This window comes from Mycobacterium sp. NGS19 (assembly GCF_059813155.1).
This window is the reverse complement of record NZ_JCALEB010000006.1, coordinates 19,984-46,194: the sequence shown is the minus strand read 5'-3', so window position 1 is coordinate 46,194 and position 26,211 is coordinate 19,984. Positions and strand designations below refer to the sequence as shown.

The 26,211-nt window shown below is 65.0% G+C and carries 25 protein-coding genes; 11 read left to right on the top strand and 14 right to left on the bottom strand.

Going from position 1 to position 26,211, the window contains the following annotated elements:
• Positions 1–23 precede the first annotated feature (23 nt).
• Genes AC5Y4N_RS17470 through pafA form a run of 6 tightly spaced genes read right to left on the bottom strand, consistent with a single transcriptional unit; the run spans position 24 to position 7,308 of the window.
• Entirely contained in the window at positions 24–2,759 is a 2,736-nt protein-coding gene (locus AC5Y4N_RS17470) for a DEAD/DEAH box helicase (protein ID WP_499908133.1), read from the bottom strand.
• The gene (tatC, locus tag AC5Y4N_RS17465) at positions 2,749–3,663 is read right to left on the bottom strand and encodes a twin-arginine translocase subunit TatC (RefSeq protein WP_499908132.1); all 915 of its coding nucleotides are present in this window, start codon (positions 3,661–3,663) and stop codon (positions 2,749–2,751) included. The genes AC5Y4N_RS17470 and tatC overlap by 11 nt, the downstream gene beginning before the upstream one ends.
• A gap of 34 nt (positions 3,664–3,697) precedes the next feature.
• Positions 3,698–3,943 carry a Sec-independent protein translocase subunit TatA gene (tatA, locus tag AC5Y4N_RS17460; RefSeq protein ID WP_499908131.1) on the bottom strand — a complete coding sequence of 82 codons (246 nt, stop codon included), beginning with the start codon at positions 3,941–3,943 and terminating at the stop codon, positions 3,698–3,700.
• Between the two features lie 27 nt (positions 3,944–3,970).
• Positions 3,971–4,924 (bottom strand): helix-turn-helix transcriptional regulator, encoded by a 954-nt coding sequence (locus AC5Y4N_RS17455; protein WP_499908130.1) that lies wholly within the window; start codon positions 4,922–4,924, stop codon positions 3,971–3,973.
• A complete protein-coding gene (locus AC5Y4N_RS17450; RefSeq protein WP_499908129.1) occupies positions 4,921–5,910 on the bottom strand; it encodes a helix-turn-helix transcriptional regulator in 990 nt (329 codons plus the stop codon). The genes AC5Y4N_RS17455 and AC5Y4N_RS17450 overlap by 4 nt, the downstream gene beginning before the upstream one ends.
• A 39-nt stretch (positions 5,911–5,949) precedes the next feature.
• Positions 5,950–7,308: a Pup--protein ligase gene (pafA, locus tag AC5Y4N_RS17445; protein ID WP_499908128.1), complete on the bottom strand. Its 1,359-nt coding sequence runs from the start codon at positions 7,306–7,308 to the stop codon at positions 5,950–5,952.
• A gap of 237 nt (positions 7,309–7,545) precedes the next feature.
• On the opposite strand from pafA, the gene AC5Y4N_RS17440 reads away from it, so the two are divergent.
• The 7 genes from AC5Y4N_RS17440 (at position 7,546) to AC5Y4N_RS17410 (ending at position 15,094) form a co-directional block, all read left to right on the top strand.
• On the top strand, positions 7,546–9,063 hold the full coding sequence (locus AC5Y4N_RS17440) for a type I restriction-modification system subunit M (protein ID WP_499908127.1): 1,518 nt from the start codon (positions 7,546–7,548) through the stop codon (positions 9,061–9,063).
• Complete coding sequence (locus tag AC5Y4N_RS17435; protein ID WP_499908126.1) at positions 9,060–10,256, top strand: restriction endonuclease subunit S; 1,197 nt, start codon at positions 9,060–9,062, stop codon at positions 10,254–10,256. Before AC5Y4N_RS17440 ends, AC5Y4N_RS17435 begins: the two co-directional genes overlap by 4 nt.
• Before the next feature lie 147 nt (positions 10,257–10,403).
• A complete protein-coding gene (locus tag AC5Y4N_RS17430) occupies positions 10,404–10,652 on the top strand; it encodes a type II toxin-antitoxin system Phd/YefM family antitoxin (RefSeq protein ID WP_499908125.1) in 249 nt (82 codons plus the stop codon).
• Positions 10,649–11,047 (top strand): type II toxin-antitoxin system VapC family toxin, encoded by a 399-nt coding sequence (locus AC5Y4N_RS17425; protein WP_499908124.1) that lies wholly within the window; start codon positions 10,649–10,651, stop codon positions 11,045–11,047. Before AC5Y4N_RS17430 ends, AC5Y4N_RS17425 begins: the two co-directional genes overlap by 4 nt.
• Positions 11,048–11,129: 82 nt before the next feature.
• Positions 11,130–11,384: a type II toxin-antitoxin system Phd/YefM family antitoxin gene (locus tag AC5Y4N_RS17420; RefSeq protein WP_499908681.1), complete on the top strand. Its 255-nt coding sequence runs from the start codon at positions 11,130–11,132 to the stop codon at positions 11,382–11,384.
• Positions 11,381–11,638 (top strand): Txe/YoeB family addiction module toxin, encoded by a 258-nt coding sequence (locus AC5Y4N_RS17415; RefSeq protein WP_499908123.1) that lies wholly within the window; start codon positions 11,381–11,383, stop codon positions 11,636–11,638. Before AC5Y4N_RS17420 ends, AC5Y4N_RS17415 begins: the two co-directional genes overlap by 4 nt.
• 99 nt (positions 11,639–11,737) lie before the next feature.
• Positions 11,738–15,094 carry a DEAD/DEAH box helicase family protein gene (locus AC5Y4N_RS17410; protein ID WP_499908122.1) on the top strand — a complete coding sequence of 1,119 codons (3,357 nt, stop codon included), beginning with the start codon at positions 11,738–11,740 and terminating at the stop codon, positions 15,092–15,094.
• Here AC5Y4N_RS17410 and AC5Y4N_RS17405 read toward each other — a convergent pair.
• Complete coding sequence (locus tag AC5Y4N_RS17405; RefSeq protein WP_499908121.1) at positions 15,091–15,864, bottom strand: endonuclease/exonuclease/phosphatase family protein; 774 nt, start codon at positions 15,862–15,864, stop codon at positions 15,091–15,093. The genes AC5Y4N_RS17410 and AC5Y4N_RS17405 overlap by 4 nt on opposite strands.
• A 115-nt stretch (positions 15,865–15,979) precedes the next feature.
• On the opposite strand from AC5Y4N_RS17405, the gene AC5Y4N_RS17400 reads away from it, so the two are divergent.
• A complete protein-coding gene (locus AC5Y4N_RS17400; protein ID WP_499908120.1) occupies positions 15,980–17,653 on the top strand; it encodes an alpha/beta hydrolase in 1,674 nt (557 codons plus the stop codon).
• Positions 17,654–17,663: 10 nt separating this feature from the next.
• Here AC5Y4N_RS17400 and prcA read toward each other — a convergent pair whose 3' ends face one another.
• The 6 genes from prcA to arc all read right to left on the bottom strand — a co-directional run bounded on the left by prcA (position 17,664) and on the right by arc (position 23,838).
• Entirely contained in the window at positions 17,664–18,383 is a 720-nt protein-coding gene (gene prcA, locus AC5Y4N_RS17395; protein WP_499908119.1) for a proteasome subunit alpha, read from the bottom strand.
• Positions 18,380–19,279, bottom strand: a complete 900-nt coding sequence (prcB, locus tag AC5Y4N_RS17390) for a proteasome subunit beta (protein ID WP_499908118.1) — start codon at positions 19,277–19,279, stop codon at positions 18,380–18,382. Before prcB ends, prcA begins: the two co-directional genes overlap by 4 nt.
• Positions 19,276–19,470 carry a ubiquitin-like protein Pup gene (locus AC5Y4N_RS17385; protein ID WP_499908117.1) on the bottom strand — a complete coding sequence of 65 codons (195 nt, stop codon included), beginning with the start codon at positions 19,468–19,470 and terminating at the stop codon, positions 19,276–19,278. Before AC5Y4N_RS17385 ends, prcB begins: the two co-directional genes overlap by 4 nt.
• Positions 19,471–19,556: 86 nt before the next feature.
• Positions 19,557–21,068 carry a pup deamidase/depupylase gene (gene dop / locus AC5Y4N_RS17380; RefSeq protein ID WP_499908116.1) on the bottom strand — a complete coding sequence of 504 codons (1,512 nt, stop codon included), beginning with the start codon at positions 21,066–21,068 and terminating at the stop codon, positions 19,557–19,559.
• Positions 21,069–21,202: 134 nt separating this feature from the next.
• Positions 21,203–22,015: an SAM-dependent methyltransferase gene (locus AC5Y4N_RS17375; protein ID WP_499908115.1), complete on the bottom strand. Its 813-nt coding sequence runs from the start codon at positions 22,013–22,015 to the stop codon at positions 21,203–21,205.
• 2 nt (positions 22,016–22,017) lie between these two features.
• A complete protein-coding gene (arc, locus tag AC5Y4N_RS17370; protein WP_499908114.1) occupies positions 22,018–23,838 on the bottom strand; it encodes a proteasome ATPase in 1,821 nt (606 codons plus the stop codon).
• A 146-nt stretch (positions 23,839–23,984) separates the two neighbouring features.
• Here arc and AC5Y4N_RS17365 point away from each other — a divergent pair, with 146 nt between their 5' ends.
• From AC5Y4N_RS17365 to AC5Y4N_RS17355, 3 genes are read left to right on the top strand one after another with little or no spacing between them, the layout of a single operon-like run.
• Positions 23,985–24,488 (top strand): MTB12 family secreted protein, encoded by a 504-nt coding sequence (locus AC5Y4N_RS17365; protein WP_499908113.1) that lies wholly within the window; start codon positions 23,985–23,987, stop codon positions 24,486–24,488.
• Positions 24,485–25,036 carry a lipoprotein LppK gene (lppK, locus tag AC5Y4N_RS17360; protein WP_499908112.1) on the top strand — a complete coding sequence of 184 codons (552 nt, stop codon included), beginning with the start codon at positions 24,485–24,487 and terminating at the stop codon, positions 25,034–25,036. Before AC5Y4N_RS17365 ends, lppK begins: the two co-directional genes overlap by 4 nt.
• A gap of 7 nt (positions 25,037–25,043) precedes the next feature.
• Positions 25,044–25,340 (top strand): DUF503 domain-containing protein, encoded by a 297-nt coding sequence (locus AC5Y4N_RS17355; RefSeq protein WP_499908111.1) that lies wholly within the window; start codon positions 25,044–25,046, stop codon positions 25,338–25,340.
• A 10-nt stretch (positions 25,341–25,350) separates the two neighbouring features.
• Here AC5Y4N_RS17355 and AC5Y4N_RS17350 read toward each other — a convergent pair whose 3' ends face one another.
• Complete coding sequence (locus tag AC5Y4N_RS17350; protein WP_499908110.1) at positions 25,351–26,175, bottom strand: tRNA (adenine-N1)-methyltransferase; 825 nt, start codon at positions 26,173–26,175, stop codon at positions 25,351–25,353.
• Between the last annotated feature and the right edge of the window lie 36 nt (positions 26,176–26,211).

The window sequence follows — 26,211 nt, the reverse complement described above, 5'->3', positions numbered from 1 at the left end:
TGCCACCGTAGCGGTCACCCACCCTACCCGCCATCAACTGCGACGACGCCGCGCCGGATGTCGTCGATCGCGCGTTTCGCCGAGGTCTGCAAGCCCTTGTCGACGGCGGCGATCCGGATCTGGTCGAGCAGGTCGAGCACCTGGCGGCACCACCGCACGAAGTCGCCGGCGGGCAGCGGCGTTCCGGCGCCGGCCGCGTCAGAGGCCTCGAGCGCCGCGGTCAGATCGCCGGTGGTGGCCCAGCGGTACACCGCGGTGACGAACCCTTCGTCGGGCTCACGGCTCAGCTCGAGTCGGTGCCGCTGCTCGTCGGCGCGCAGCGCCCCGGCCAGTCGCCGTGTCTCGGCCAGCGCTCGCCGCAGCGGCGCGGTGGGTATCTCGGCGGCGCGCGGCGACGGTCCGTCGGCACCGCGGGTTTCGTAGACCACGGCCGACACCACACCCGCGAGTTCGGCGGCATTCAGTCCGTGCCATGCGCCGCTGCGCAGGCACTCCGCGACAAGGAGATCGCTTTCCGAATAGATCCGGGCAAGCAGCCGCCCGTCGTCGGTGACGCGCAGCTTGTCCTGTGTGCCGTTGTCGATGAACCGCCGCTCGGTGAGCAATCCGACGATTCGGTCGAAGGTGCGTGCCAGCGAATGCGTCGCCGTCGCGACCTTGCGGCGCAGCTGCTCGTTGTCCCGCTCGATCCGCAGATACCGTTCGGCGATGCGCATTTTGGCTTCGCGCTCGGGGATCCGATGCGCCGGGTGGTGACGGATTTCGTCGCGAAGCGCGCGCACTGCCGGATCGTCGCGGGGTTCGGTCCGGCGGCGGGCGTTGGCACCGGGCATCTTGAGGCCCGCGGCCGCCGAGCGCAACGCCGACGCCACGTCGCGACGGACCCGCGGCTGACGGTGCTCGACGCGCTTGGGCAGCGTCATCGAACCCAGCGGCGCTGCGGCATCACCGTAGTCCGCCGCGGATATTCTTCCTGCCCAACGGTTTTCGGTGAGAACGAGCGGCCGCGGATCCGTCGCGTCGCGGTCGGCCTCCAGCACCACCGCCAGTCCGCCGCGACGGCCCCGGCTGATCGAGATGATGTCTCCGCGGCGCAACGACGACAGCGCATCGCTGGCCGCCTGCCGGCGCTGCAGCCGAGACGACCGCGCCTGGGCGCGTTCGCGTTCACCCAGCTTGGCCCGCAGCCGCGCATACTCGAGCACCGCCGCGCTGTCTTCGCCGAGTTCCTTCGACAGCTGTTGCATGGTCTTGGTGTTGCGGTTGATCGCATTGACCAGTCCCACCACCGAGCGGTCGGCTTGGTATTGCGCGAACGACCGCTCGAGCAGCGCGTGCGCCTGCTCGGGTCCCATTTGGTGCACCAGGTTGATGGTCATGTTGTAGGACGGCGCGAACGAACTGCGCAGCGGGAAGGTTCGGGTGCTCGCCAGCCCGGCCACCTCGGCGGGGTCGACGTCGGGTTGCCAGAGCACCACCGCGTGGCCCTCGATGTCGATGCCGCGACGGCCGGCCCGTCCCGTCAGCTGCGTGTACTCGCCCGGGGTCAGCGGAAGGTGCTGCTCGCCGTTGAACTTCACCAGCCGCTCCAGCAGCACCGTGCGCGCGGGCATGTTGATGCCCAGCGCCAGCGTCTCGGTGGCGAACACCACCTTGACCAGCCCGGCGGTGAACAGCTCTTCGACGGTGTGCCGGAAGATCGGCAGCATGCCGGCGTGGTGGGCGGCGATGCCGCGCATCAGCGCGTCGCGCCACTCGTGGAAACCCAGTACCAGCAGGTCCGCGTCGGACAGCTCGGCGGTGCGCCGGTCGATCACCTCGGCGATGCGGGGTCGCTCGTCGTCATCGGTCAGCCGAAGCGACGACCGCAGGCATTGACCCACCGCCGCGTCGCACCCGGCGCGGGAGAACACGAACACGATCGCCGGCAGCAGCGCGTCGTGGTCGAGCACCGAGATCACGTCGGGCCGCGACGGCGTCCGGTACAGCCGCGGCCGCGGATTGCGCCCGCGCCCACGCGGCTGGAACTCGAGCAGCCGGTCGGCCTCGCGACGATTCGCGATGTGCTGCAACAACTCCCGGTTCACCAAGGGCGCGCGGCCCGCGTCGTCGGGGCCGCCGCCGCTGGAGTAGTTGAATAGGTCGAACAATCGTCTGCCCACCATCATGTGCTGCCACAGCGGCACCGGGCGGTGTTCGTCGACGACCACCGTGGTGTCACCGCGCACCGTCTTGATCCAGCCGCCGAACTCCTCGGCGTTGGAGACGGTGGCCGACAGGCTCACCACCCGGACCTCCTCGGGCAGGTGCAAGATGACTTCTTCCCAGACCGCGCCGCGCATCCGGTCGGCAAGGAAGTGCACTTCGTCCATGACGACATACGAAAGACCATGCAGCGCAGACGAATCCGCGTACAGCATGTTGCGCAGCACCTCAGTGGTCATCACCACCACCGGCGCGGTGGCGTTTATCGACTGGTCGCCGGTGAGCAACCCGATCTTCTCGGGACCGTAGCGGGATACCAGATCGGTGTGCTTCTGATTGGACAACGCCTTGATCGGGGTGGTGTAGAAGCACTTTCGTCCGGCCTGCAAAGCCAGGTGCACCGCGAACTCCCCCACCACGGTCTTGCCTGCGCCGGTGGGTGCACACACCAGCACACCGTGGCCTGCTTCCAGCGCCGAGCACGCCTTCAGCTGGAACGGGTCCAGCGTGAACGGCAACAGCGCGGAGAACTTCGCCAGCTCACTAACGGTCATGCGACGGCAGCGCCTCCGGCGCTTCTATCGGCGCGGCTTCGTCGTCGGCGACCGCCCAGCCCTCAGCCGCCTCGCGCTTGGCCTTGCGTTTGTCGTGCACGCGGGCGATCTGGATCGCCACCTCGAGCAGCACGGTCAGCGCCAACCCGAGCGCGAGCATGGAGAACGGGTCGGACCCGGGCGTCGCGAATGCCGCGAACACGAAGACGCCGAAGATCAGGCCCCGCCGCCACGACTTCAGCCGGGCGTAGGTGAGCACGCCGATCAAGTTGAGCATGATGATCAGCAGCGGAAACTCGAACCCGACCCCGAACACGAGCAGCAGGTTGATCAGGAAGCCGAAGTAGCGGTCACCCGACAGTGCGGTCACCTGCACGTCGCCGCCGACGGTGAGCAGAAAGTGCAGCGCCTTGGACAGCACGACGTAGGCGAGCACCGCGCCGCTGACGAAGAGCAGCGCCGCGAAGGACACGAACACGACCGCGAACCGGCGCTCGTTGCGGTACAGACCCGGGGTGATGAACGCCCACAGCTCGTACAGCCACACGGGACAGGCCAGCACGATCCCCGCGGTCAGCCCGACCTTCAGCCGGAGCATGAACTGGTCGAACGGGGCGGTCGCGAGCAGCCGGCAACCCCCGTCGGCGCTGATATCGGCACGCGCGGACGGTGGCAGCGAACAGTAGGGCTGGCGCAGGAATTCGCCGAGGCTCTCCAGGCCGAAGACTCCGTGGCCGTACCAGACGAACCCGAAGATCGTGGTGAGCGCGACCGCCGCCACGGAGATCAACAGGCGGGTGCGCAGTTCGCGGATGTGGTCGACCAACGACATCGTGCCGTCGGGATTGACCCGACTACGGCGACGGCGGGGGTCCAGCCGCTTAAGAACGCCGGGAATCTTCACAAGCGGTGATCATGTGCGCCAGACGGCGCGTCGCTCAAGCTGGTCGGCTGTGGTTCTGTTCCGGGGCCGGCGCGTCGACCCGCTCGGACTGCACAGGATTGGGCTGTGACGGGCTCTCCGACTTTCCCTCGTGCTGCAACTCGCGGATCTCTGACTTGAAGATCCGCATCGATTTACCGAGCGAGCGGGCGGCGTCGGGCAGCTTCTTGGCACCGAACAGCAGGACGATCACCGCGACGAGAATGATCAGGTGCCAACCTGTTATGCCGTTTGTCCACATGGGTTGCCTCCAGACGTTGCTTCGATGCTACCGCAGCGACTCGGCCTCATATGCCTGCAGCGCCGCAGCCGCCGCGCTGCGGACCCGCTCGGCCAGAGACGACGGGGCCAGCACTTTCACCGCCGACCCGAAGCCGAGTACCAGCCGGGCCATCCATTCCTCTGACGCGTAAGTCATCTCCGCCTCACACGAGCCGTCCGGCAGTTCGCGCACCATCCGCATCGGGAAGTAGTCGAACATCCAGGTGGCCGTCGGCGCGACGTGCAGGGTGGCCGACGGCAGGGACGGGTCGGCGTCGAACAACGACGTGTCCGGGCCGGCCTGCACGGCGGGCGGCGGTGGCGCCGACGGTTCGTCGAGCACCTGGGCGGAGTCGATGCGGTCGAACCGGAACAGCCGCACGCCTTCGGCGCTGCGGCACCACGCCTCCAGGTAGCTCTGATCGCCGACGAACACGATGCGGATCGGGTCGACGACGCGATGCGACGACGTGTCGTGCGAGGCCGAGTAGTAGTCGAGGGCCACGGCGCGGCGCTTGCGCACGGCGTCGCGAACTGCCGCCACGGCCGGGGTGTCGGGGGTCGCCGTCGCGGTCGGCATCGCCCGGTGGCCGCCGGCCGCCGATTCGATCTTTGCGATCGCACTGCGCGCAGCTTCCGGGTCGACCATGCCGGGGATGTCGAGGAGTGCCCGCAACGCGACCAGCACTGCCGTCGCCTCGGAGGACGTCAGGCGCAGCGGCCGGTCCATGCCGGCCGAGAACGTCACCTCGATGCTCTCTTCGGAGAACGACAGGTCGATCAGGTCGCCGGGGCCGTACCCGGGCAGCCCACACATCCACAGCTGATTGAGGTCGGCCATCAGCTGCTTGGTGCTCACGCCGAGGTCGGCGGCCGCCTCTTCGGCGCTGATTCCGGGGTTGGCCTGGAAGTACGGGACCATGTTCAGCAGCCGAACCAGCCGCGTGGAGAGCTGGCTCATGCGCTGACCTGCGCTTGCGCTCGCAGTCGCGCGAGTACCTCGTCGCGCAGCGATTCGGGCTCCAGCACCACCGCGTCGGCGCCGTAGCCGGCGACCTCGCGAGCCAGCCGATCCATCGAGCCGATGTCGATGGCCAGCACGTCGCCCGGGCGGCCGTGCAGTGTCACCGACTCGACCACGGTGCCGGCCCGGCGCAGCGCGGTGGCGCGCTCGGCGGCCACCCACACCCGCGCCGCCACGCCGGTGGGCGCCTCGCCGACTGCTTTGGCGACGATCTCGCGCAGGTCGACGTCGTCGGGTTTGCGCACCGCGCCGACGGGCCCGATCGGGGTCACTTCCGCGCCGATGCGCGACAACCTGAACGTGCGCACCGCATCGCGGTCGCGGTCTTTGCCGACCAGATACCAGCGCCCGCGGTCGGTGACCACCCCCCACGGCTCGACCGTGCGGGTGGTGTACGGCTCGACGCGTGACGACCGGTGCTGGAACTGCACCGCCTGTCCGGAGTCGATGGCGCTCAACAGTATTGGCAATACCGACTCGGAGCCGCGGATGCCGGGCAGTGCGGCCGCCGAGGTGATCGAAACGGCGTCGCCGGCGTCGATATCGACGCCCGCGGCGCGCAATTTGAGCAGCGCACCCTGGGTCGCGGTGATGAGCTCCGGCGATTGCCACAGCTGGACCGCGACGGCGACGGCCGCGGCTTCGTCGGCGGTCAGTTCGATGTCGGGCAGCGCGTAGTCGTCGCGTCTGATGCGGTAGCCCTCAGTGGAGTCGAGATTGGACACGCGGCCGGTTTCCAGCGGGATGCCGAGGTCGCGCAGCTCGTTCTTGTCGCGCTCGAACATCCGCGAGAACGCCTCGTCCGTCGGGCAGTCGGCATAACCCAGCACGGTGGCGCGGATCCGCTCGGCGGTCAGGTAGTTGCGGGTGGATAGCAGCGCGATGACGAGGTTCATCAACCGCTCGACTTTGGAGATCCCCACCGTGTCAGCCTAATTGCGCGCGCCGCAATCGCGGCGCAGCTACATGCTGGCGATCAGCCGCTTGACCCGCTCGTCGACCGACCGGAACGGATCCTTGCAGAGGACGGTGCGCTGCGCTTGGTCGTTGAGTTTGAGATGAACCCAGTCGACGGTGAAGTCGCGGCCGGCTTCCTGGGCGGCGCTGATGAACTCGCCGCGCAACTTCGCGCGGGTGGTCTGCGGCGGGGTGTCGACCGCCTCGTCGATCTCCTCGTCGGTGGTGACCCGGGCGGCGAGGCCCTTGCGCTGCAGAAGGTCGAAGACGCCGCGGCCGCGCTTGATGTCGTGGTAGGCGAGGTCCAGCTGGGCGATCTTGGGATCGGACAGCTCGAGGTTGTAGCGGTCCTGGTAGCGCTGGAACAGCTTGCGCTTGATCACCCAGTCGATTTCGGTGTCGACCTTGGCGAAGTCCTGGCTTTCCACCGCGTCGAGCTGGCGGCCCCACAGGTCGACCACCTGCTCGATCTGCGCGTTGGGCTCGCGGGTCTGCAAGTGTTCGACCGCGCGGGCGTGGTACTCGCGCTGGATGTCCAGCGCGCTGGCCTGCCTGCCGCCGGCCAGCCGGACCGGCCGCCGCCCGGTGAGGTCGTGGCTGACCTCGCGGATCGCGCGGATGGGGTTGTCCAGGGAGAAGTCGCGGAATGCGACACCGGACTCGATCATCTCCAGCACCAACGCGGCGGTACCGACCTTGAGCATGGTCGTGGTTTCGCACATGTTGGAGTCGCCGACGATCACGTGCAGGCGGCGATATTTCTCGGCGTCGGCGTGCGGCTCGTCGCGGGTATTGATGATCGGTCGGCTGCGGGTGGTGGCGCTGGAGACGCCTTCCCAGATGTGCTCGGCGCGCTGGGACAGGCAGAACGTCGCCGCCTTGGGTGTCTGTAGCACCTTGCCGGCGCCGCAGATCAGCTGCCGGGTGACCAGGAACGGCAGCAACACGTCGGAGATTCGGGAGAACTCGCCGGCGCGCACGATCAGATAGTTCTCATGACAGCCATAGGAGTTGCCGGCCGAGTCGGTGTTGTTCTTGAACAGATAGATGTCACCGCCGATGCCCTCGTCGGCGAGCCGCTGCTCGGCGTCGATCAGCAGATCCTCGAGCACCCGCTCCCCGGCACGGTCGTGAGTGACCAGCTGCACCAGGTTGTCGCATTCGGCGGTCGCATATTCCGGATGGCTGCCGACATCCAAATACAACCGAGCGCCGTTGCGCAGGAAGACGTTGCTGCTGCGACCCCACGAGACCACGCGGCGGAACAGGTAGCGGGCCACTTCGTCAGGGCTGAGCCGGCGGTGCCCGTGAAACGTGCAGGTGACACCGAATTCGGTCTCGATACCCATGATCCGACGCTGCACGTGATCGAGCGTACTTGTTACAGCGACAAGCTGACGTGTAACCCGCCGCCGGTTCGAGTAGACCTCTGCAGAACGTCACTCTCGAGGACGGACCGCTGACTGTCGTACATCCGGCTGATCGCTTCCCGCCTTCTTCGAGATCGCCGCGCAGCACCTGGCGGGTGGCGCATTTGTCGGACCTGTCGCTTATACAGTCCTGTTGGACTCGACGACGGCTGACGGGGCAGGTAAACGGCGATGCTCACAGGGGAAGTTCGTAACCAGATCGACCGCATCTGGGATGCGGTCTGGTCCGGCGGGATGTCCAATCCGCTGGAGGTGGTCGAGCAGATCACCTATCTGCTGTTCATCAAGCGGCTCGATGACCAGCAGTCGAGGGCGCTGGAACGTGCTCAACTGCTGGGCAAGCCGGTCGAGGGCAATCCGTTTCCGGTCGGCCGAGACGAGCTTCGGTGGTCGTTCATCAAGAACATGCATCCCGACGACGCCTACGAGGCCGTCGCCAACCAGGTGTTCCCGTACATCCGGGAGATGGGCGGCGACGATTCGACGTTCGCCGAGCACATGAAAGATGCCCGGCTGACGATCCCGAGCCCAGGGCTACTGGCCAAGGTGATCGACATGCTCGACGAGGTCCCGATGGAGGACCTCGACACCAAGGGTGATGTCTACGAATACCTGCTGTCGGAGATCTCCACCTCGGGCAAGAACGGGCAGTTCCGTACGCCACGGCACATCATCAAGCTGATCGTGGAGATGATGGCGCCCAAGCCCGGCGACACCATCGTTGACCCGGCGGCGGGAACCTGCGGCTTCTTGGTGGCGGCGATCGAGTACATGAGGGCCCATTACGCCGACGAGATAGCCGGTAAGTGGCGCAAGCACTTTCACAATGAGATGTTCACCGGATTCGACTTCGACCGGACGATGCTGCGCATCGGGTCGATGAACATGATGCTGCACGGGGTCGAACATCCCGACGTGCGTTATCGCGACTCGCTTGCCGAGGCGAACACTCACGATGCCGAGAACTACTCGATAGTGCTGGCCAATCCGCCGTTCGCCGGTTCGCTCGATTACGAGAATGTGGCCAAGGACTTGCAGCGAATCGTCAAAACCAAAAAGACGGAGCTTCTGTTCGTTGCGTTGTTCCTGCGGCTGCTGAAGATGGGCGGTCGCGCCGCGGTGATCGTCCCAGACGGCGTGTTGTTTGGTTCGACGAAGGCGCACAAGGAGCTTCGCCGCATGCTAATCGAGGACCACAAGCTGGACGCGGTGGTCAAGCTACCGTCCGGTGTGTTCAAGCCGTATGCAGGTGTTTCCACCGCAGTGCTGTTCTTCACCAAGACCGGTTCTGGCGGAACGGATTTCGTGTGGTTCTACGACGTCCGCGCCGACGGGTATTCACTGGACGACAAGCGCACGCCACTGCTGGACGTGTCGAAGCTCGGTCCACTAGCCGAGTTATCGGACGAGGAACATGAGAAGAACAACTTGCCGGATGTGCTGAAGCGATGGGCACTTCGCGAGACAGCGGAGCGGGACCGAGTGCGAACCGAGCAGTCTTTTTGCGTGCCGAAGGACCAAATCGCTGTCCAGGGCTACGACCTGTCGATCAACAGGTATAAGGAGATCGTCCACGAAGAGGTCGAGCACCGCTCACCCATCGAGATTCTCGATGAACTCGACAAGATTGAGGATGACATTCGTGCTGGAATGGCGGAGTTGCGCCGCATGCTTGCGGAGTCGGAATGACGAAGTGGCCAACGATCAGAGTCGGTGACATCTGCCAGCAAATCCGAGGCGTTTCGTACCCAAAGGACGAAGCAGTGAAGACACCTTCCCCTGAGGTAATCCCGCTATTGCGCGCCGGGAACATCACTTGTCGTGGGTTAACTTTCGACGACTTGATCTACGTGCCGATATCGAGAGTCAAGGCGGAGCAGCGCCTGCGACGGGGAGACATCGTCGTTGCGGCTTCTAGCGGCAGCCGTGACGTGGTGGGTAAATCAGCTCAAGTTGACGCTGATTGCATAGCGACGTTCGGCGCATTTTGTAAGGTGATTCGACCAGGCCCAAGAGTTGACGCCAGATACATCGGCCACTTCTTCCGCACCGACTTCTATCGGCGCACCGTTTCCAGTCTTGCCGCTGGCGCGAATATCAACAACCTACGCAACGAAGATCTCGACAACCTTGAATTACCGGTTCCACCTCTTCCCGAACAACGCCGCATCGCGGCTATCCTCGACTACGGTGACGGTCTGCGCGTCAAGCGGGGGGACGCAATCCGCACTGAAAACCAATTCCGGGATGCTGTTTTTGAAAATATGTTCAAACAGCACCACGGCGCAGGCGTGGTTCCCCTATCAGAAGTGTCTGAGATCGCTTCCGGGATTACGAAGGGTAGACGTCTGTCAGCCGATGCTAGGACGCGGCCCGTACCATACCTTTCGGTGGCGAACGTGCAGGACCGGGCGCTAGACCTAAACAGTGTCAAGACTATTGATGCTACGGAGGCGGAGATTAATAGATACCGTCTGCAAGCCCGAGATATTGTGCTCACAGAGGGTGGGGATGCCGACAAACTGGGACGCGGCACTATCTGGAAGGACGAGCTGCCGGAGTGCATACATCAAAATCATATATTCCGCGTGCGGGTGACGTCTGACCGAATGAACGCTGTTTACTTGGCGTGGCTCATAGGCAGTCGCTACGGAAAACGATACTTCCTGCGGTCAGCCAAGCAAACGACTGGCATTGCATCAATAAATTCCAGGCAGCTCCGTAATTTTCCCGTGGTCGTGCCGCCGATTCGCGAACAGCTTGCCTTCGAGCAGATACTCACTGCCACGGAGTTCCTGCATACCCGGCAGGCCGAATCCCTAACAAAACTCGATACGCTTTTCGCCTCGCTCCAAGCCAGAGCCTTCGCCGGCGAGTTATAGCGAGGCTATTCACGCGGGGCTACTCGATTACCGACGCCACGTCGATTGACAACCACGAACATGCGGCGCCCGTGACCCACGCCCACGCAAAGCACGCGGCTGTTATTTGGTGTAGCAGGTTGTAGCACAAGATGCTACGATTCGGCAATGGCGAGGACAATCGCGCAGCGTGATCTCCGAAACGACAACGCCAAGGTGATGGACGCCGTAGCCGCTGGCGAGACCTTCGTCGTGACGCGCAATGGCGAACCGGTGGCCGAACTTCGGCCGATACGGGTTGTTCGCCGCACATTCATCACTCGCGACGAGGTCGCCGCACTGGCCAGCGCAGCGGTGCGCATTGATCATCGTCAGTTCCGCGCCGACCTCGACCGATCGATCGACCAAAGTCTGTGAGCTCGTCCGGACTCTTGGACACATCGGTCGTCATCGACTGGCACGACCCGACGGTCATCGCAGCTATGCCAGACCAGGTGGCGATCTCTGCGATTACAGCTGCCGAATTAGCCGCCGGTCCGCTGTTGGCCGCGACGCCAATCGAGGCGGCCAAGCGCCAAGCTCGGCTCCAAGAGGTGGAGTCGAGACTAGAGCCAATTCCATTCGACGGGGCGGCCGTGCGAAGTTACGGACTCATCGTCGTCGCCGTCGTACGCGAAGGGCGAAAGCCGAGAAGCAGATTCGCCGATCTGCTGATCGCCGCGACCGCGCATGCCAATCATCTGGATCTCTACAGCCGAAATCCCGACGACTTCTCCGGCCTCGAAGGACTGATCCGCGTCATCGCGATCTGACAATCCCAAGTCGCTCAACATGGGCCACATGTCGCGCACGTACAATATCCTGTACGTTCAGCGAACATCTGGAGCCGCCACCATGAAAACGATGAGCTACTCATCTACCCGAGCCAACTTCGCCGCCGCCCTCGATTCTGTGGTGAACGACCGGGAGGAAATCGTCATCACCCGCTCCGGGAAGGAACCGGTCGTCCTTGTCGCACTAGATGATTACGAATCACTGAAAGAGACAGCCCACCTCCTGCAGAATCCGGCCAACGCCCGCCGGCTGCTGGCGTCAATCGAACGATTGGAGGCCGGCGAAGGCACGCAGCATGACCTCGTCGATCCGTGAGGTTGGTGTGGGACGAGTCCGCCTGGGACGATTACGTGTATTGGCAGCAGCAGGATCGCAAGCTCGTACGCAGAATCAATCAACTCATCGCTGATATACGACGCAACGGGAACGAGGGCATCGGAAAGCCCGAACCGCTCAAGCACGGGTTGCACGGCTACTGGTCGCGACGTATCACCGCCGAACACCGTCTCGTGTACAAGATCGTCGGCGACGAGATCCGCATTGCACAATGCCGACTTCACTACACCTGAGATCGACGCCTTCCTGTCGGCCGCCATCTGTAATGTGCTGCGGCTGCGCGTTTGACGACGGCAAATGTGTCAAGATCGCCCTCGGGAGGAGGACAGGCGGTGAGCGGTAACTTCGGGTTCCTGCAGAAGCAGTGGCCGCAGCTCTACGCCGAGGCGCGCAACGCCGAACGTGACGCGCTTTTCGACCCCCGCACCACCTGCTTCTACGCGCGGCGCGCCGTCGAGCACACCGTCGCATGGATCTACCGTGTCGAAGGCTTCCCGGAGCCCTACAAGAGCGACCTCGCCGCCCGGATCCATCAACCCGAATTCGTCAACCTCGTCGGACCGGCGCTGCGCCAGAAGTTCGACCTCATCCGCAAACTGGGCAACATCGCCGTCCACGAGCACAAGCCTCTCCCTAAGGACAAGAGCCAAGTCGTCCTCCGCGAGCTCTTCCACATCATGTCCTGGCTGGCCCGCACCTACGGCAAGGACGCGGCCAGCAAGCCCGATCCCGCCGCCCAGTTCAACCCAGCGTTGCTGCCTAAGCCCGCCGGGCAGGCCGTCGCCAAGTCGATCGCGCAGATCACGAAGCTCAACGACGAACTGAAGACAAAGGACGCTGCGCTGACCGCCGCGCAGGCTGCGCAGACCACACTCGAAGCAGAACTCGCCGCCGCACGCGCTGAGCTGGCCGCCATCAAGGCGGCTAATCAGGCCAAGCCCGATACCCACGACTACGACGAGGCCGCTACCCGCACCGAGTTCATCGACGCCGATCTTCTCGAGTCCGGCTGGACGCTTGCCGACCAACGGGACCGCGAGTTCCCGGTGCACGGCATGCCCGACGGCAAGACTGGCTACGTCGACTACGTCCTGTGGGGTTCCGACGGTAAGCCGCTCGGCCTCGTCGAGGCCAAGCGGACATCCAAAGACGCGCACGCTGGCCAGCATCAAGCCAAGCTCTACGCCGACTGCCTAGAACATATGTACGCCCAGCGTCCGATCATCTACTACAGCAACGGTTTCCAGCATTTCATCTGGGACGACACGCAATACCCGCCGCGGCCGATCAACGGCTTTCACACTCGTGACCAACTCGAACTGCTGATCCAACGTCGCTTCACCCGTAAGCCATTGGCGGGCACTGACATTCCGCGCCACATCGTCGACCGCCCTTACCAGGAGCGTGCGATTCGTCGAGTTCTCGACCGATTCGAAACCGAGAACCAGCGCGAAGCCCTGTTGGTCATGGCCACCGGGGCCGGTAAGACGCGCACCGTCATCGCGCTTGTGGACATTCTCGCGAGGGCCAACTGGGTCAAGCGCGTGCTCTTTCTTGCTGACCGGGTCGCATTAGTCAAACAGGCCGTCAACGCATTCAAGGCCATGCTTCCCGAATCGAAGCCGGTGAACCTGCTCACCGACAAGCACACCGATAGCCGGGTGTACGTCGCGACCTATCCGACAATGATGGGGCTGATCAACCAAACCGAGGGCGGCGCAAGACGATTCGGCCCTGGCTACTTCGACCTGGTCGTCATCGACGAAGCCCACCGCTCGGTCTACCAAAAATACCGGCACATCTTCGAACACTTCGATTCGCTGTTGCTCGGACTGACGGCCACGCCCAAAGAGGAAGTCGACCGCAATACGTACCAGCTCTTCAACCTCGAAGATGGCGTTCCCACCGACAACTACAGCCTCGACGAAGCTATCCAAGACGGCTACCTTGTGCCACCGCGCGCCGTCACCGTCCCCCTCCAGTTCCCACTGCGCGGGCTTCGCTACGACGATCTCTCCGAAGAAGAGAAGGACGAGTGGGACGCCACCGAATGGGGCGAAGACGACGCTCCTGATGCGGTTGACGCCGACGCCGTCAACAAGTGGCTCTTCAACGCCGACACCGTCGACAAGGCACTGGAAGTTCTTATGCGCCATGGTCACCGTGTCGCCGGCGGAGATCGACTGGCCAAGACAATCATTTTTGCGCGCAACAACGCGCATGCTCTCTTCATCGCCGAGCGCTTCAACGTCCACTACCCCGAATACAAAGGAACATTCGCGCGGGTCATCACCCACGCTGTCGAATTCGCCGACTCATTGATCGACGACTTCTCACAGCCTGACAAGTCACCGCACATCGCGATTTCGGTCGACATGCTCGACACCGGCATCGACGTCCCGGAGGTCGCCAATCTCGTCTTCTTCAAACCGGTCCGGTCCAAGTCCAAGTTCTGGCAGATGGTCGGCCGCGGCACGCGGTTGCGCCCTGACCTTTACGGCCCTGGCTTGGACAAGAAGGACTTTCTGATCTTCGACATCTGCGCCAACTTCGAATACTTCGGCCAAGAACTCCCGACGTCGCACGGCATCGTGCCAAAGCCGTTGTCCGAGCGGCTCTTTGCCGCCCGCGCGGAGCTGGTGGGGTCGTTGGACAAGCAGAAGGCCTATCCGCAGCTGCGAGCCGACATCGCACATGTGCTGCAGAACCATGTGCAAGGGATGCGCCTGGACAACTTCATCGTCAAACCTAAGCGCGCCGTCGTCGAGAAGTACTCCGATCCAAAGAATTGGGAGTCCCTTGCCGAGGCGCAGCTGGCCGAAATCATCGCCGATCTCGCGCCGCTGCCCACCACCGTGCAGGACTCCGACGAAGCGGCTAAGCGATTCGACCTGATGGTGGTTCGGAGCCAGATCGCCGTGCTTTACGGCCACGGACAAGAGCCACACGAAGCAAGTATCCGCGCAGTCGCCGATGGATTGTTGGAGCAGCTGAGCATCCCGGAAATCAAGAAGCGTGAGCAGCTGCTGCGCGAGGTGGCCAGCGACGAATGGTGGCAAGACGTCACTCCCCCGATGCTGGAACAGGCCCGTCGACAGTTGCGTTCGATCGTCGGCTTGCTCGACAAGAAAACCCGGCCGGTGATCTACACGGACTACGAAGACACACTTGGAGAAGTCACCGAAGTGGCCATGCCAGCGGTCGCCACATTCACTGACGTCGACCGCTTCAACGCGAAGATCTACGATTTCCTGGTCCGTCAACCGGACAACCTCGCGCTGCAGAAGTTGAAGAAGGCGCAACCGCTCACTGAAGCGGACCTGGAATCGCTCCAAGAGCTGCTGATCTCCAGCGGAGTCGCTGATTCTGCCGATCTCCATCGAGCGGTGCACGCGGCCAACGGCTTTGGCCGGTTCATCCGGTCATTGATCGGACTGGACCGTGCAGCCGCGACCGCCGCTTTCGCGGAATTTCTCGACGGCAAAAATGCGACGGCCGACCAGATCCAGTTCATCCAGCTTGTCATCAACTACCTCACCCGGCACGGCAGCATGTCACCAGATCTGCTGTTCGAGCCGCCGTTCACCGACAACGCCCCCAAAGGAATCGGCTCGGTCTTCGACCCCGACCGGGCACGCGCGGTCATCGAGGTGATCCAGCAACTCAACGCCTCTGCCGACGCCGGTTAGGCCAACTCCAAGTTCGCGACGACACTCGCATGATCGGAGGCGCCGACCTTCCGGGGTTCATGGAGTATCGCGGCATCGACGATCGCGTCCTGCAGCGCAGGCGATACGAAGATGTAGTCCAATCGAAAGCCGTTCAGATCTAGGGTTTCACCCGTCGTCTTGTCTTTACGCTTCGAGTACCACGTGTAGTCGCGTTGGTCGGGGTGCAGATGCCGCCATGTGTCGACGAAACCTAACTCGATCAGATCCTTCATATATTGCGAGTTCTTGAACATCGCGCCCTCGGCATCGATCCGTAACCCAGTGTTGAAGTCGCCCATGATGATCGCTCGGCGGTCGCGATGGGCGCGGGCATAGGTGAGCGTCCGCTGCCAGAACAGTTCTTTGCGCCGGGCCCCGGAGATGCCGTAACCATCCTCGAACTTGTTGTCGGGAGCGCCGGGGATGTGCAGAGCGAGTATGTCGGCGTCGAGCTCATCAAGGCGTATCGCAAGCCACCTCTCTCGGTCAAGGTCGAACATGTCTTGCGCTGCGGCGCTATCGATCTGCCACTTCGCCGCCACGAGCAGACCGTTTTGCTTCCCTACCGGGTTCGATGTCGCGATGAACGGATAGCCGAGCCGATTGAGCTGGATGCGCAGGGACGGTTCGTTGCCCGCGCGGAATTCGGTGAGCGCCACGAGGTCGGCGTTGACGTCTTCGATGTGCTGTGCAATCTCCGAGATCCGGCTCCCGCCGCCGTGGCTGATGTTCCAGTTGAGAATGCGCACTTGTCAACTCCCGAAGGTGATTAGCCGATCGGACAGTGACTGTAGCGAGCGGGTACGACACAGTCCGTTGTGGATAACGTCTGCAAGCACCGACGCAGAAGTGCCAGCATGAGGCATGGGGGGAAGGCCGACGCTGTCGCAGGCACAGTCATGGCGTCCGGATTCGTTGCGACAGGCCGCCGATGCGTGGGACGGCGCTGCCACCGATGTGCATCGTGAGTTCGACGTCGTCGTGCAAGGTCTCTGCGACACCCACGATTTCTGGACCGGCGACGCCGCCAACGCCGCCCGTCAGCGCGCCGCAGATGTGTCCGCTGATGCCGCACGGCTGGCGCGTGCACTGGTAGCCGCGGCGGTCGCTGCACGTGACGGCGCCGACGCCGTCGCGGCTGCCCGAGACGACGTGCTCGGCACTGCCGGCGCGGTGCGATCCCAAGGGTTCGCGGTGGCCGACGACGGAACCGTCACCCCGCCGGCCCAGCCACCGCCGGCGGTGCTCAACCACTGCGGCGGCGACATGCGGATCGCCACAGAGGTGCTGCGTGACGGCGCCGCCGCGTTCACCCGCGAAATCGTCGAGAAGCTCGACGCGTTGGCCGCAGCCGACGACGACGCCGCCCACGACATCGACGACGCGTTCCACGGCGTCACTGCTCCGGCGCCCACCACCGCCGCCGGCTTGAGCGACAACCCAACCGCCAACTGGCCGACGCTGACCCGGGACGGCATCGCCGCACAAATCGGCGCGATGACCCCTGAGCAGCGTCGCCAGCTCGTCGACACCCACCCGCAGCAGGTCGGCAACACCGACGGGGTGCCGTGGGACATGCGCGTCGCCGCCAACCGCGTCAACATCGAGCAGGCGGTCCTCGATTCGCGCCGCGAGCTCGACTCCACCCAAGACCCGGCCAAACGAGACGCGGTGGCGAAGCGCATCGGGTTCTACCAAGGTCTACTCAGCGAAGTGCCCGACCCCACCGGTCGCAAGGGCCGAGTCGACCGGCAGATCCTGGCCTTCGATCCCGCGCGCTCGTCGCTGATCGAGCTGGTCGGCGATCTCGGCACCGCGAAGAACGTCGGAGTGCTGGTGCCGGGCATGAACACCACCATCGAGGGCTCGGCGGCCAACACCGAGACGGCCAACCGGTTCGTCAACGCCGGCCACGGCGACCTGGCGATGATCACCTACCTCGGCGGAGCGTTCCCACAAGGCGGGGTTCCCGACGGCATCGGTGACGCAATGGACACCCGCTACGCCACCGACATGGCCCCGCGACTGGTGTCGTTCAGCCAAGACGTCAACCGCGTCGCCGACAGCCTCGGTCGCGGCGTCGCAGTTACCTACGTCGGCCATTCCTACGGCGGCTCGATACTCGGCACCGCCGAAGCGATGGGGCTGACCGCCGACCGCACCATCTACGTCGAGGCGGCAGGCGCCGGCGTCCACGTCGACGACCTCGGCGACTGGCACAACGAAAACCCCTACGTGATGCGGTTTTCCATGACGGCACCCGGCGATTGGATCGCGCCGCTGCAAGGCCTGCCGTTCAACCCGCACGGTGCCGACCCCGACGAGATGCCGGGCGTGATCCGGCTGGCCACCGGCGACTACGACGACGGCAGGCTGATGGGCGGATGGCGCTCACACAGCGACGTACTCAATGAACCGTCCGACGCGTGGCGCAACATCTACGCCGTCATGACGGGCCAGCCGTACAGCGTCTACGTCGACCCACTGAGATTTCTGCCGCCGTGGGCCAGACCGCCGTGGCTGCGACCCACCGGATGACCGTCGGCCGTCAATCAGCTTGCGGCAGCATCGCTTCCAACGCCGGCCCGGTGATCCGCCGGAACGCGCGCCGCGGCCGGTTCTGATCCAGAATCGCCACCTCGAGCGTCGAGACGCCGAGTGTGCGCGGTTCAGCACCGGACCCGTTGCCGCTGGTGCCCGCCTCCAACGCCCGGACCGCGAAGCCGACCGCCTCCGCCAGGCTGGCGTTCTCGCGGTACGACTCCTTCAGCGCAGCGATGATCGGTTCCGTGGATCCGCCCATCACGACGAAATGCGGCTCGTCGTTGATCGACCCGTCATACGTAATCCGGTATAGCTCAGGCGGTTTCGTTTCGCCGTAGTGCGCGACCTCGGCGACGCAGAGCTCCACCTCGTACGGTTTGGCCTGCTCGGTGAAGATGGTGCCCAATGTCTGCGCGTATCGGTTCGCCAGCTGACGGCCGGTGACGTCGCGGCGGTCGTAAGTGTAGCCCAGCGTGTCGGCGAGCTGGATGCCGCCGCGGCGCAGATTGTCGAACTCGTTGAACCGGCCCACCCCGGCGAAGCCCACGCGGTCGTAGAGCTCGCTGATCTTCTGCAGCGACCGCGACGGGTTCTCGGCGACGAAAAGCACGCCGCTGTCATACGCCAACGCGAGCACGCTGCGCCCCCGGGCGATGCCCTTGCGGGCCAGCTCGGAGCGCTCACGCATCGCCTGCTCAGGCGAGATGAAGTACGGAAACGTCACGAGTCATCCCTGGCGTCGGTGGACGGGCCGCCCTTGGAACGCAAAGTGCTTGTCTCCGTTCGCTTTTCGATAACCTCGCGAGCCAGCTCGGCGATGCGCTGCTCAGGCACCTCCACCGCGCCGTCGGCGTCGATTGTCACCGCGGTCGGAAAGATGCCGCGCACCAGATCTGGCCCACCGGTGGCGGAGTCGTCGTCGGCGGCGTCGTAGAGGCTTTCCACTGCCACCCGCAGCGCCGAATCAGCATCGACCACTTGCGGATACAGCTTCTTGATCGACGACCGGGCGAACACCGAACCCGAGCCCACCGACTGGTAGCCCTCCTCCTCGATGTTCCAGCCGCCGGCCGCGTCGAACGACACGATCCGGCCGGCCGCCTGCGGGTTGGGGTCGTCGATGTCGTAGCCGACCAGAAGCGGCAGCGCCACCAGCCCCTGCATGGCCGCGCCGAGATTGCCCCGCACCATGATCGCGAGCCGATTCACCTTGCCGGCGAACGTCAGCGGCACTCCCTCGAGCTTTTCGTAGTGCTCGAGCTCCACGGCGTAGAGCCGGGCGAACTCCACCGCGATCGCCGCGGTGCCGGCGATCCCCGTCGCGGTGTAGTCGTCGGTGATGTACACCTTCTTGACGTCGCGGCTGGCGATCATGTTGCCCTGCGTGGCGCGCCGGTCACCGGCGATCACCACGCCGCCGGGATAGTTAAGCGCGACGATCGTCGTGCCGTGCGCCAGCGCAGCACCGGGTGTCGCCGCCTCGGCGGGACTCAACGCAGGCAGTAATTGCGGCGCCTGGCGACGCAGATGATCAGTGAAGGACGACAGGTCCAGTGGTACGGATGAAGCTCCGGAGATGGGATGGGGAATGGCCAGCTTTTCGCGATTCGGCCAGGTCACTGTCCGCCCTTCTGGACGTACGCACGGACGAAATCCTCCGCGTTTTCCTCGAGGACGTCGTCGATCTCGTCCAGCAGGTCGTCGGTGTCCTCGGCCAGCTTCTCGCGACGCTCCTGCCCGGCCGCCGCGCTACCGGTGAGGTCGTCGTCATCGCCGCCGCCACCGCCACGCTTGGTCTGCTCCTGAGCCATCGCTGCCTCCTGCATCGGTCATCGGCGGCCGGTGGGCCACCGGTTCTTCCACCCTACCGGTCAGAGCCTGATTTACCGGGACAAGCTCAGGTTGCGGTGAGCTGCTCCACAAGTTCGGCCGCGGTTTGCACCGACTCCAGAAGCGCGCCGACGTGAGCTTTGCTACCACGCAACGGCTCGAGCGTGGGAATGCGCACCAGCGAGTCGCCGCCCAGGTCGAAAATCACCGAATCCCAGCTGGCGGCAGCAATGTCGGCACCGAAGCGCCGCAGGCACTCGCCGCGGAAGTACGCGCGGGTGTCGGTCGGCGGGTTCTCCACGGCGTCGAGCACCTGCTGTTCGGTGACGAGCCGTTTCATCGAACCGCGAGCCACCAACCGGTTGTAAAGCCCCTTGTCCAGCCGCACGTCCGAATACTGCAGGTCCACCAGATGCAGCCGCGGCGCGGACCAGTTCAAATTCTCGCGGTGCCGGAACCCTTCGAGGAGCCGCAGCTTGGCGGGCCAGTCCAGCAGCTCTGCGCAATCCATCGGGTCGCGCTCGAGCAGGTCGAGCACGTGCGCCCAGGTCTCGACGATATGAGCGGCCCGCGGGTCAGGGTCGCGGCTGTCCACCAGCTTGGCCACCCGGTCCAGATAAATCCGCTGGATGGCGAGGCCGGTCAACTCCCGACCGTCAGCCAGCGCGACCGTCGCACGCAGCGTCGGGTCGCGGCTGATGACGTGCACGGCATGCACGGGCCGCGCCAACGCGAGATCGGACAGGTCGATGTTGAACTGCGGACCCTCTTCGATGAGGTCCAGCACCAGCGCGGTAGTGCCGAGCTTCAGATACGTCGACGTCTCCGCGAGGTTGGCGTCCCCGATGATCACGTGCAGCCGCCGGTACTTGTCGGCGTCGGCGTGGGGTTCGTCGCGGGTGTTGATGATGCCACGCTTGAGCGTGGTCTCCAGCCCGACCTCGACCTCGATGTAATCGGCGCGCTGCGACAGCTGAAACCCCGGCTCGTCGCCGGCCGGCCCGATGCCGACCCGGCCTGAGCCGACCACCACCTGCCGAGACACCAGAAACGGTGTGAGCCCGGCGATCACCGCGGAGAACGGTGTCTGCCGGCTCATCAGGTAGTTCTCGTGCGAGCCGTAGCTGGCACCCTTGCCGTCGACGTTGTTCTTGTACAGCTGCAGCTTCGCCGCACCGGGGACGCTGGCAACGTGGCGTGCGGCCGCTTCCATCACCCGCTCGCCGGCCTTGTCCCAGATCACCGCGTCCAGCGGATCGGTGCACTCCGGCGCCGAGTACTCCGGGTGGGCGTGGTCCACATAGAGCCGCGCCCCGTTGGTGAGGATCATGTTCGCCGCGCCCACTTCGTCGGCATCGACGATCGGTGGCGGTCCCGCGGACCGCGACAGGTCGAAGCCCCGGGCGTCGCGCAGCGGCGACTCGACCTCGTAATCCCACCTGGTGCGCTTGGCGCGCTGCAACCCCGCCGCCGCGGCGTACGCCAGCACCGCCTGCGTGGAAGTCAGGATCGGATTCGCGGTCGGGTCAGACGGCGACGAGATGCCGTACTCGACCTCGGTCCCGATAATCCGTTGCATGCCTTCAGCCTAAAGCGTGCTGTGAAACGGCAAGGTATCCCCATGCCGACGTCCGCCCCGACTCGCCCCGCCGCCGAGCGCTGGTTGCGGGACAACGGGTTGCCGTCGGTGCTGTCGCAGCGGAAAACTGACGGCTATGCCTTGGTCGCGATGATGAAATAGCCGCGCGGCGCGGGCACATCCAGCGGAACCGGCGGATGCTCCCACCGATGCCACCTCGTCCCGGGCTCTGCCACGTCGGTCACGGTGGCCGTCCCACCGCGGCCCGTTACGAGGGCTGCGGGGCTGTCCGTGCCGAACTTCCACTCCGCTCCGAGTTCGCGCATGTACTGCAACGTCGGCTGCAGGAAGGGCGCCTCGAACAGCAGCTCCCCGACGATGTCGTACAACAGCACAGACCCCGGCGCCGAGAGCTTGTCGATGCGCGTGAACAAGTCCTCGACCGCCGATTCGTCGAGGTATTGCAGCAGCCCCTCGACCAACCAGGCCGTGGGCGTCGACGGTGAAAAACCTTGAGCTTCAAGGGCATCGGGCCAGTCGTCGGCGAGGTTGACGCCCACCGCAACACGGCGGCAGCGCGGCTGCTCACCGGCGAGCCGATCCTCTTTGACGGTGATCACCTCGGGCTGATCGAGTTCGTACACCGTCGTGCCGAATCGCCACGGCAGGCGGTAGGCGCGCGCGTCCATTCCTGCGGCGACGATCACCACTTGCGACAGGCCGTCGGCCTGCGCGCGCAGCAGCGCTTCGTCCCAGAACCGGGTTCGGATGACGATCTGCGCCGAGCCGTCCCCGGCCATGGCCTCCGCGTCGGCCAGCAGTCGCCGCCCTTCGTCGCCCGCGAGTCGCTCGGCGAACGGGTCGGTGAACAGCGCGTCGTCCCTGGCGGATTCCCGTGCGCGCATCGCTGCCGCTATCAACGCGGTGGCGCCTACCGCCGAACGCATACCTACAGGTACTGCCCGAGGTTGCTTTCGGTGTCGATGGCACGGCTCGCGCTGCTGCTCTTGCCGGTGACCAGCGTGCGGATGTAGACGATCCGCTCGCCCTTCTTGCCCGAGATCCGTGCCCAGTCATCGGGATTGGTGGTGTTGGGCAGGTCTTCGTTCTCGGCGAACTCGTCGACGATCGAGTCGAGCAGGTGCTGGATGCGCAGGCCGGGCTGACCCGTCTCCAGCACGGATTTGATCGCATACTTCTTGGCGCGGTCGACGACGTTCTGGATCATCGCCCCAGAGTTGAAGTCTTTGAAGTACATGACTTCCTTGTCGCCGTTGGCGTAGGTGACCTCCAGGAACCGGTTGTCGTCGATCTCGGCGTACATCCGCTCGACGACCTTCTCGATCATCGCCTTGATGCACAAGGTGCGGTCGCCGCCGAACTCGGCGAGGTCGTCGGCGTGCAGCGGCAACTCCTCGGTGAGGTACTTGCTGAAGATGTCTTGCGCCGCTTCGGCATCCGGGCGCTCGATCTTGATCTTGACGTCGAGGCGGCCCGGCCGCAGGATCGCCGGATCGATCATGTCCTCGCGGTTGGAGGCGCCGATCACGATGACGTTCTCCAGCCCCTCGACACCGTCGATCTCGCTCAGCAGCTGGGGCACGACGGTGGTCTCCACGTCCGACGAAACCCCGGTGCCGCGGGTGCGGAAAATCGAGTCCATCTCGTCGAAGAACACGATCACCGGCGTGCCCTCGGATGCCTTCTCTCGCGCACGCTGGAAGATCAGCCGGATATGACGCTCGGTCTCGCCGACGAACTTGTTCAGCAGCTCAGGGCCCTTGATGTTGAGGAAGTAGGACTTCGCCTCGCGGGAGTCGTCGCCGCGGACCTCGGCCATCTTCTTGGCCAGCGAGTTGGCAACTGCCTTCGCGATCAGCGTCTTGCCGCAACCGGGAGGACCGTACAACAGCACACCTTTGGGCGGCCGCAGCATGTACTCGCGGTAGAGCTCCTTGTGCAGGAATGGCAACTCGACGGCGTCGCGGATCTGCTCGATCTGGCGGGACAGGCCGCCGATGTCGTTGTAGCTGACGTCGGGCACCTCCTCGAGCACGAGATCCTCGACCTCGGCCTTAGGGATGCGCTCGAAGGCGTAACCGGCCTTGGTGTCCACCAACAGCGAGTCGCCGGGGCGCAGCTTGCGCGGCCGGTCCAGGTCGTCGAGCGCGTCGGCGACCTCGGGGGCCATGTCTTCGGCGGCCAGCAGCGGCTCGGCCAGCCACACGATGCGCTCCTCGTCGGCGTGGCCGACCACCAGAGCGCGGTGACCGTCGGCGAGGATCTCACGAAGCGTGCTGATCTCGCCGACCGCTTCGAAATGCCCGGCCTCGACGACCGTCAGCGCCTCGTTCAGCCGGACCGTCTGGCCCTTCTTCAGCGACCGCACGTCGATGTTGGGCGAGCACGTCAGGCGCATCTTGCGGCCCGACGTGAACACGTCGACAGTGTCGTCGTCCTGCACCGACAGCAGCACGCCGTAGCCACTGGGTGGCTGGCCCAGCCGGTCGACCTCTTCGCGCAGTGCAAGAAGCTGCTGGCGCGCTTCTTTAAGAGTCTCCATCAACTTCGCGTTGCGTGCGGCGAGCGAGTCGATACGGGCTTCGAGTTGGTGCACGTCACGCGCACCACGCAGCCCGCCTTGGGCGTTGAGGGCAGCTTCGAGTTGTTCGCGAAGAGCTGCTGCCTCGCGGCGCAGTTCCTCGAGTTCGGCAGCGTCGTCGCTGGACATCGGTGTTCCGAACCGCTCGGAACGCTCTGCCTCGCTCATGTTGCGCTCCTCTCGGGCACCGTACGTTGGCGCGGTGGATACCCCAACGCTACCGGCGAATTCGCTTTCGTGTGCGGTCTAAAAACTGCGCGTGCCACTTTGACTGCTACCGTTACGGCTCAGCCGGGCGGAACGAAAGGACATTTGTGAGCCTGAAATCCCTAACCACTGGCATCGCAGCCGCCGCCCTGATCGGTGGCGTGGCCGCTGGTCTGACCTCGACGGCACCGATCGCAGTCACCGCGTCGCCGGGCGTCACACCCGTGGTTTTCGGCGCGCCGCTGCCCATGGACAGCGATCCTGCGCTCGCCGCCGAGCTGGCCGGCATCCTCAACCAGATCGCCAACGGCGCCACCGTCACTGAAAATTCAGCTTTGATCCAGGGCGGCGTCGGCATCCTCGAAGGCCACCAGGCCAACAAGGCCTTGGCGCAGGCGCGCCAGAAGGGCCAGCTGCCGCTGAATATTTCGGTGTCCAGCGTCTCGGCACCGGCGGCCGACGGTTCGGTCACCGCGCAAGTCACCGCGTCTGGTCCGCAGCTGGCTCCGGTCACCCGGCCGGTCGTGTTCGTTCCCGGCGGCCCTCAGGGCTGGATGGTGTCGAAGTCCTCTGCCATATCGCTGCTGCAGGCGGCGACGGCGGGCGGTTGATCCGTCTGACGGTGTGGCGGCGCTCGACGGCTCTGGCTGTGGTCGTCGCTGCTGTGGTTGCGTGGCTGCCCGCCTGTGGCAACGACAATCACCCGGCCGCGTCTGAGTCGTCGTCGCCGACCACGACCCAGACATCGGTGATCGCCGCTCCGCCGCCCGACGTCCCGCTGCCGCCCCCTGAAGCGCTCACCGACGTGCTGTACCGGCTCGCCGACACGTCCGTGCCGGGCGACCAGAAGGTCGCGCTCGTCGAGGGCGGTCCCAGCGCCGAGCAGCTGGACAAGTTCGGAAAAGCATTGCAGGACAGCGGCTATACCCCCGTCGGCTTCACCGCCGAGAACATCGCGTGGGCCAGTGACCCCGCCGGCAACGTCACCGCGGACGTCACGGTGCACAGCGAGAATCCGGCGATGACGAACGGCTTCACGTTCCCGATGGAGTTCAAGCCCGACGGTCACGGCGGCTGGCAGCTGTCGAAGACGACGGCCGACATCCTGTTGACGTACGGGCAGAATCCGGCGACTCCGTCGCCGTCGCCGACAGGCTGACGTTGCGATGTGGGTCGGGTGGCTGGAGTTCGATCTGCTGCTCGGGGACGTGCATTCGCTGAAGGAGAAACGCTCGGTGGTGCGGCCGCTGATCGCGGAACTGCGCCGGCGATTTTCGATCTCAGCGGCCGAAACCGGCGCGATGGAGCTGTATCGACGCGCCGCCGTCGGCGTTGCGGTGACCGCGGCCGACCGCGCGCATGTGGTGGAGGTGCTCGACGCCGCTGAACGACTGGTGGCCGCACGCCCTGAGGTCCAGCTGCTCTCTACCCGGCGCGGCCTGCACCGAAGCGACGACTTCTGAATCGCGGAGGTCAGCGGCGTTTGCGACGCGCAGGCGTCGGGGCGACAGCTCCCGGAGCGAGCCGACGAGTGCTGATCAGAAACGCAGTGTGACCGCGCATCCGGTGCTCCGGCCGTACCGCCAGTCCGACGACGTCCCAGTACCGCTGCAGCGTCTCCCACGACCTCGGCTCGGTCCAGCACTGTTGCTGGCGCAGCGCCTCGACTGTGCGCGACAGCTGCGTGACCGTCGCGACGTAGATTATGAGCACGCCTCCGCCCACTACTGCGTCGGCCACTGCATCGAGCACTTCCCACGGCGCCAGCATGTCCAGCACCACCCGGTCGACCTGCTCGCCGCGATAGTCGGCGACGTCGGCGATCACCAGATCCCAGTTCTCGGGCCGGTCCCCGAAGAACGTGACGACGTTGCGCTCGGCATGCACCGCGTGGTCGTCGCGTAGCTCGTAGGAGATCACCCGGCCGGTCGGGCCAACGGCGCGCAGCAGCGAACACGTCATCGCCCCCGATCCGGCGCCCGCTTCCAGCACCCGCGCGCCGGGAAAGACGTCGCCCTCATGCACGATCTGCGCCGCATCCTTCGGGTAGATCACTTGCGCGCCGCGCGGCATCGACAGCACGTAGTCGACGAGCAACGGCCGCATCGCCAGGAATTGGTCGCCGTTGGTGGCCTTGACGACGCTGCCTTCGGGCTGGCCGATCACTGCGTCGTGGGAGACGTAGCCGCGATGCGTGTGGAACTCCGCGCCGGACGTCAACACGACGGTGTAGTGGCGGCCCTTGGCGTCGGTGAGCTGCACGCGATCACCCACTTCGAAAGGCCCCGTACGACGCACGGCTGTCAAGCGTGCCAGCAGACGCGCCGCACGACA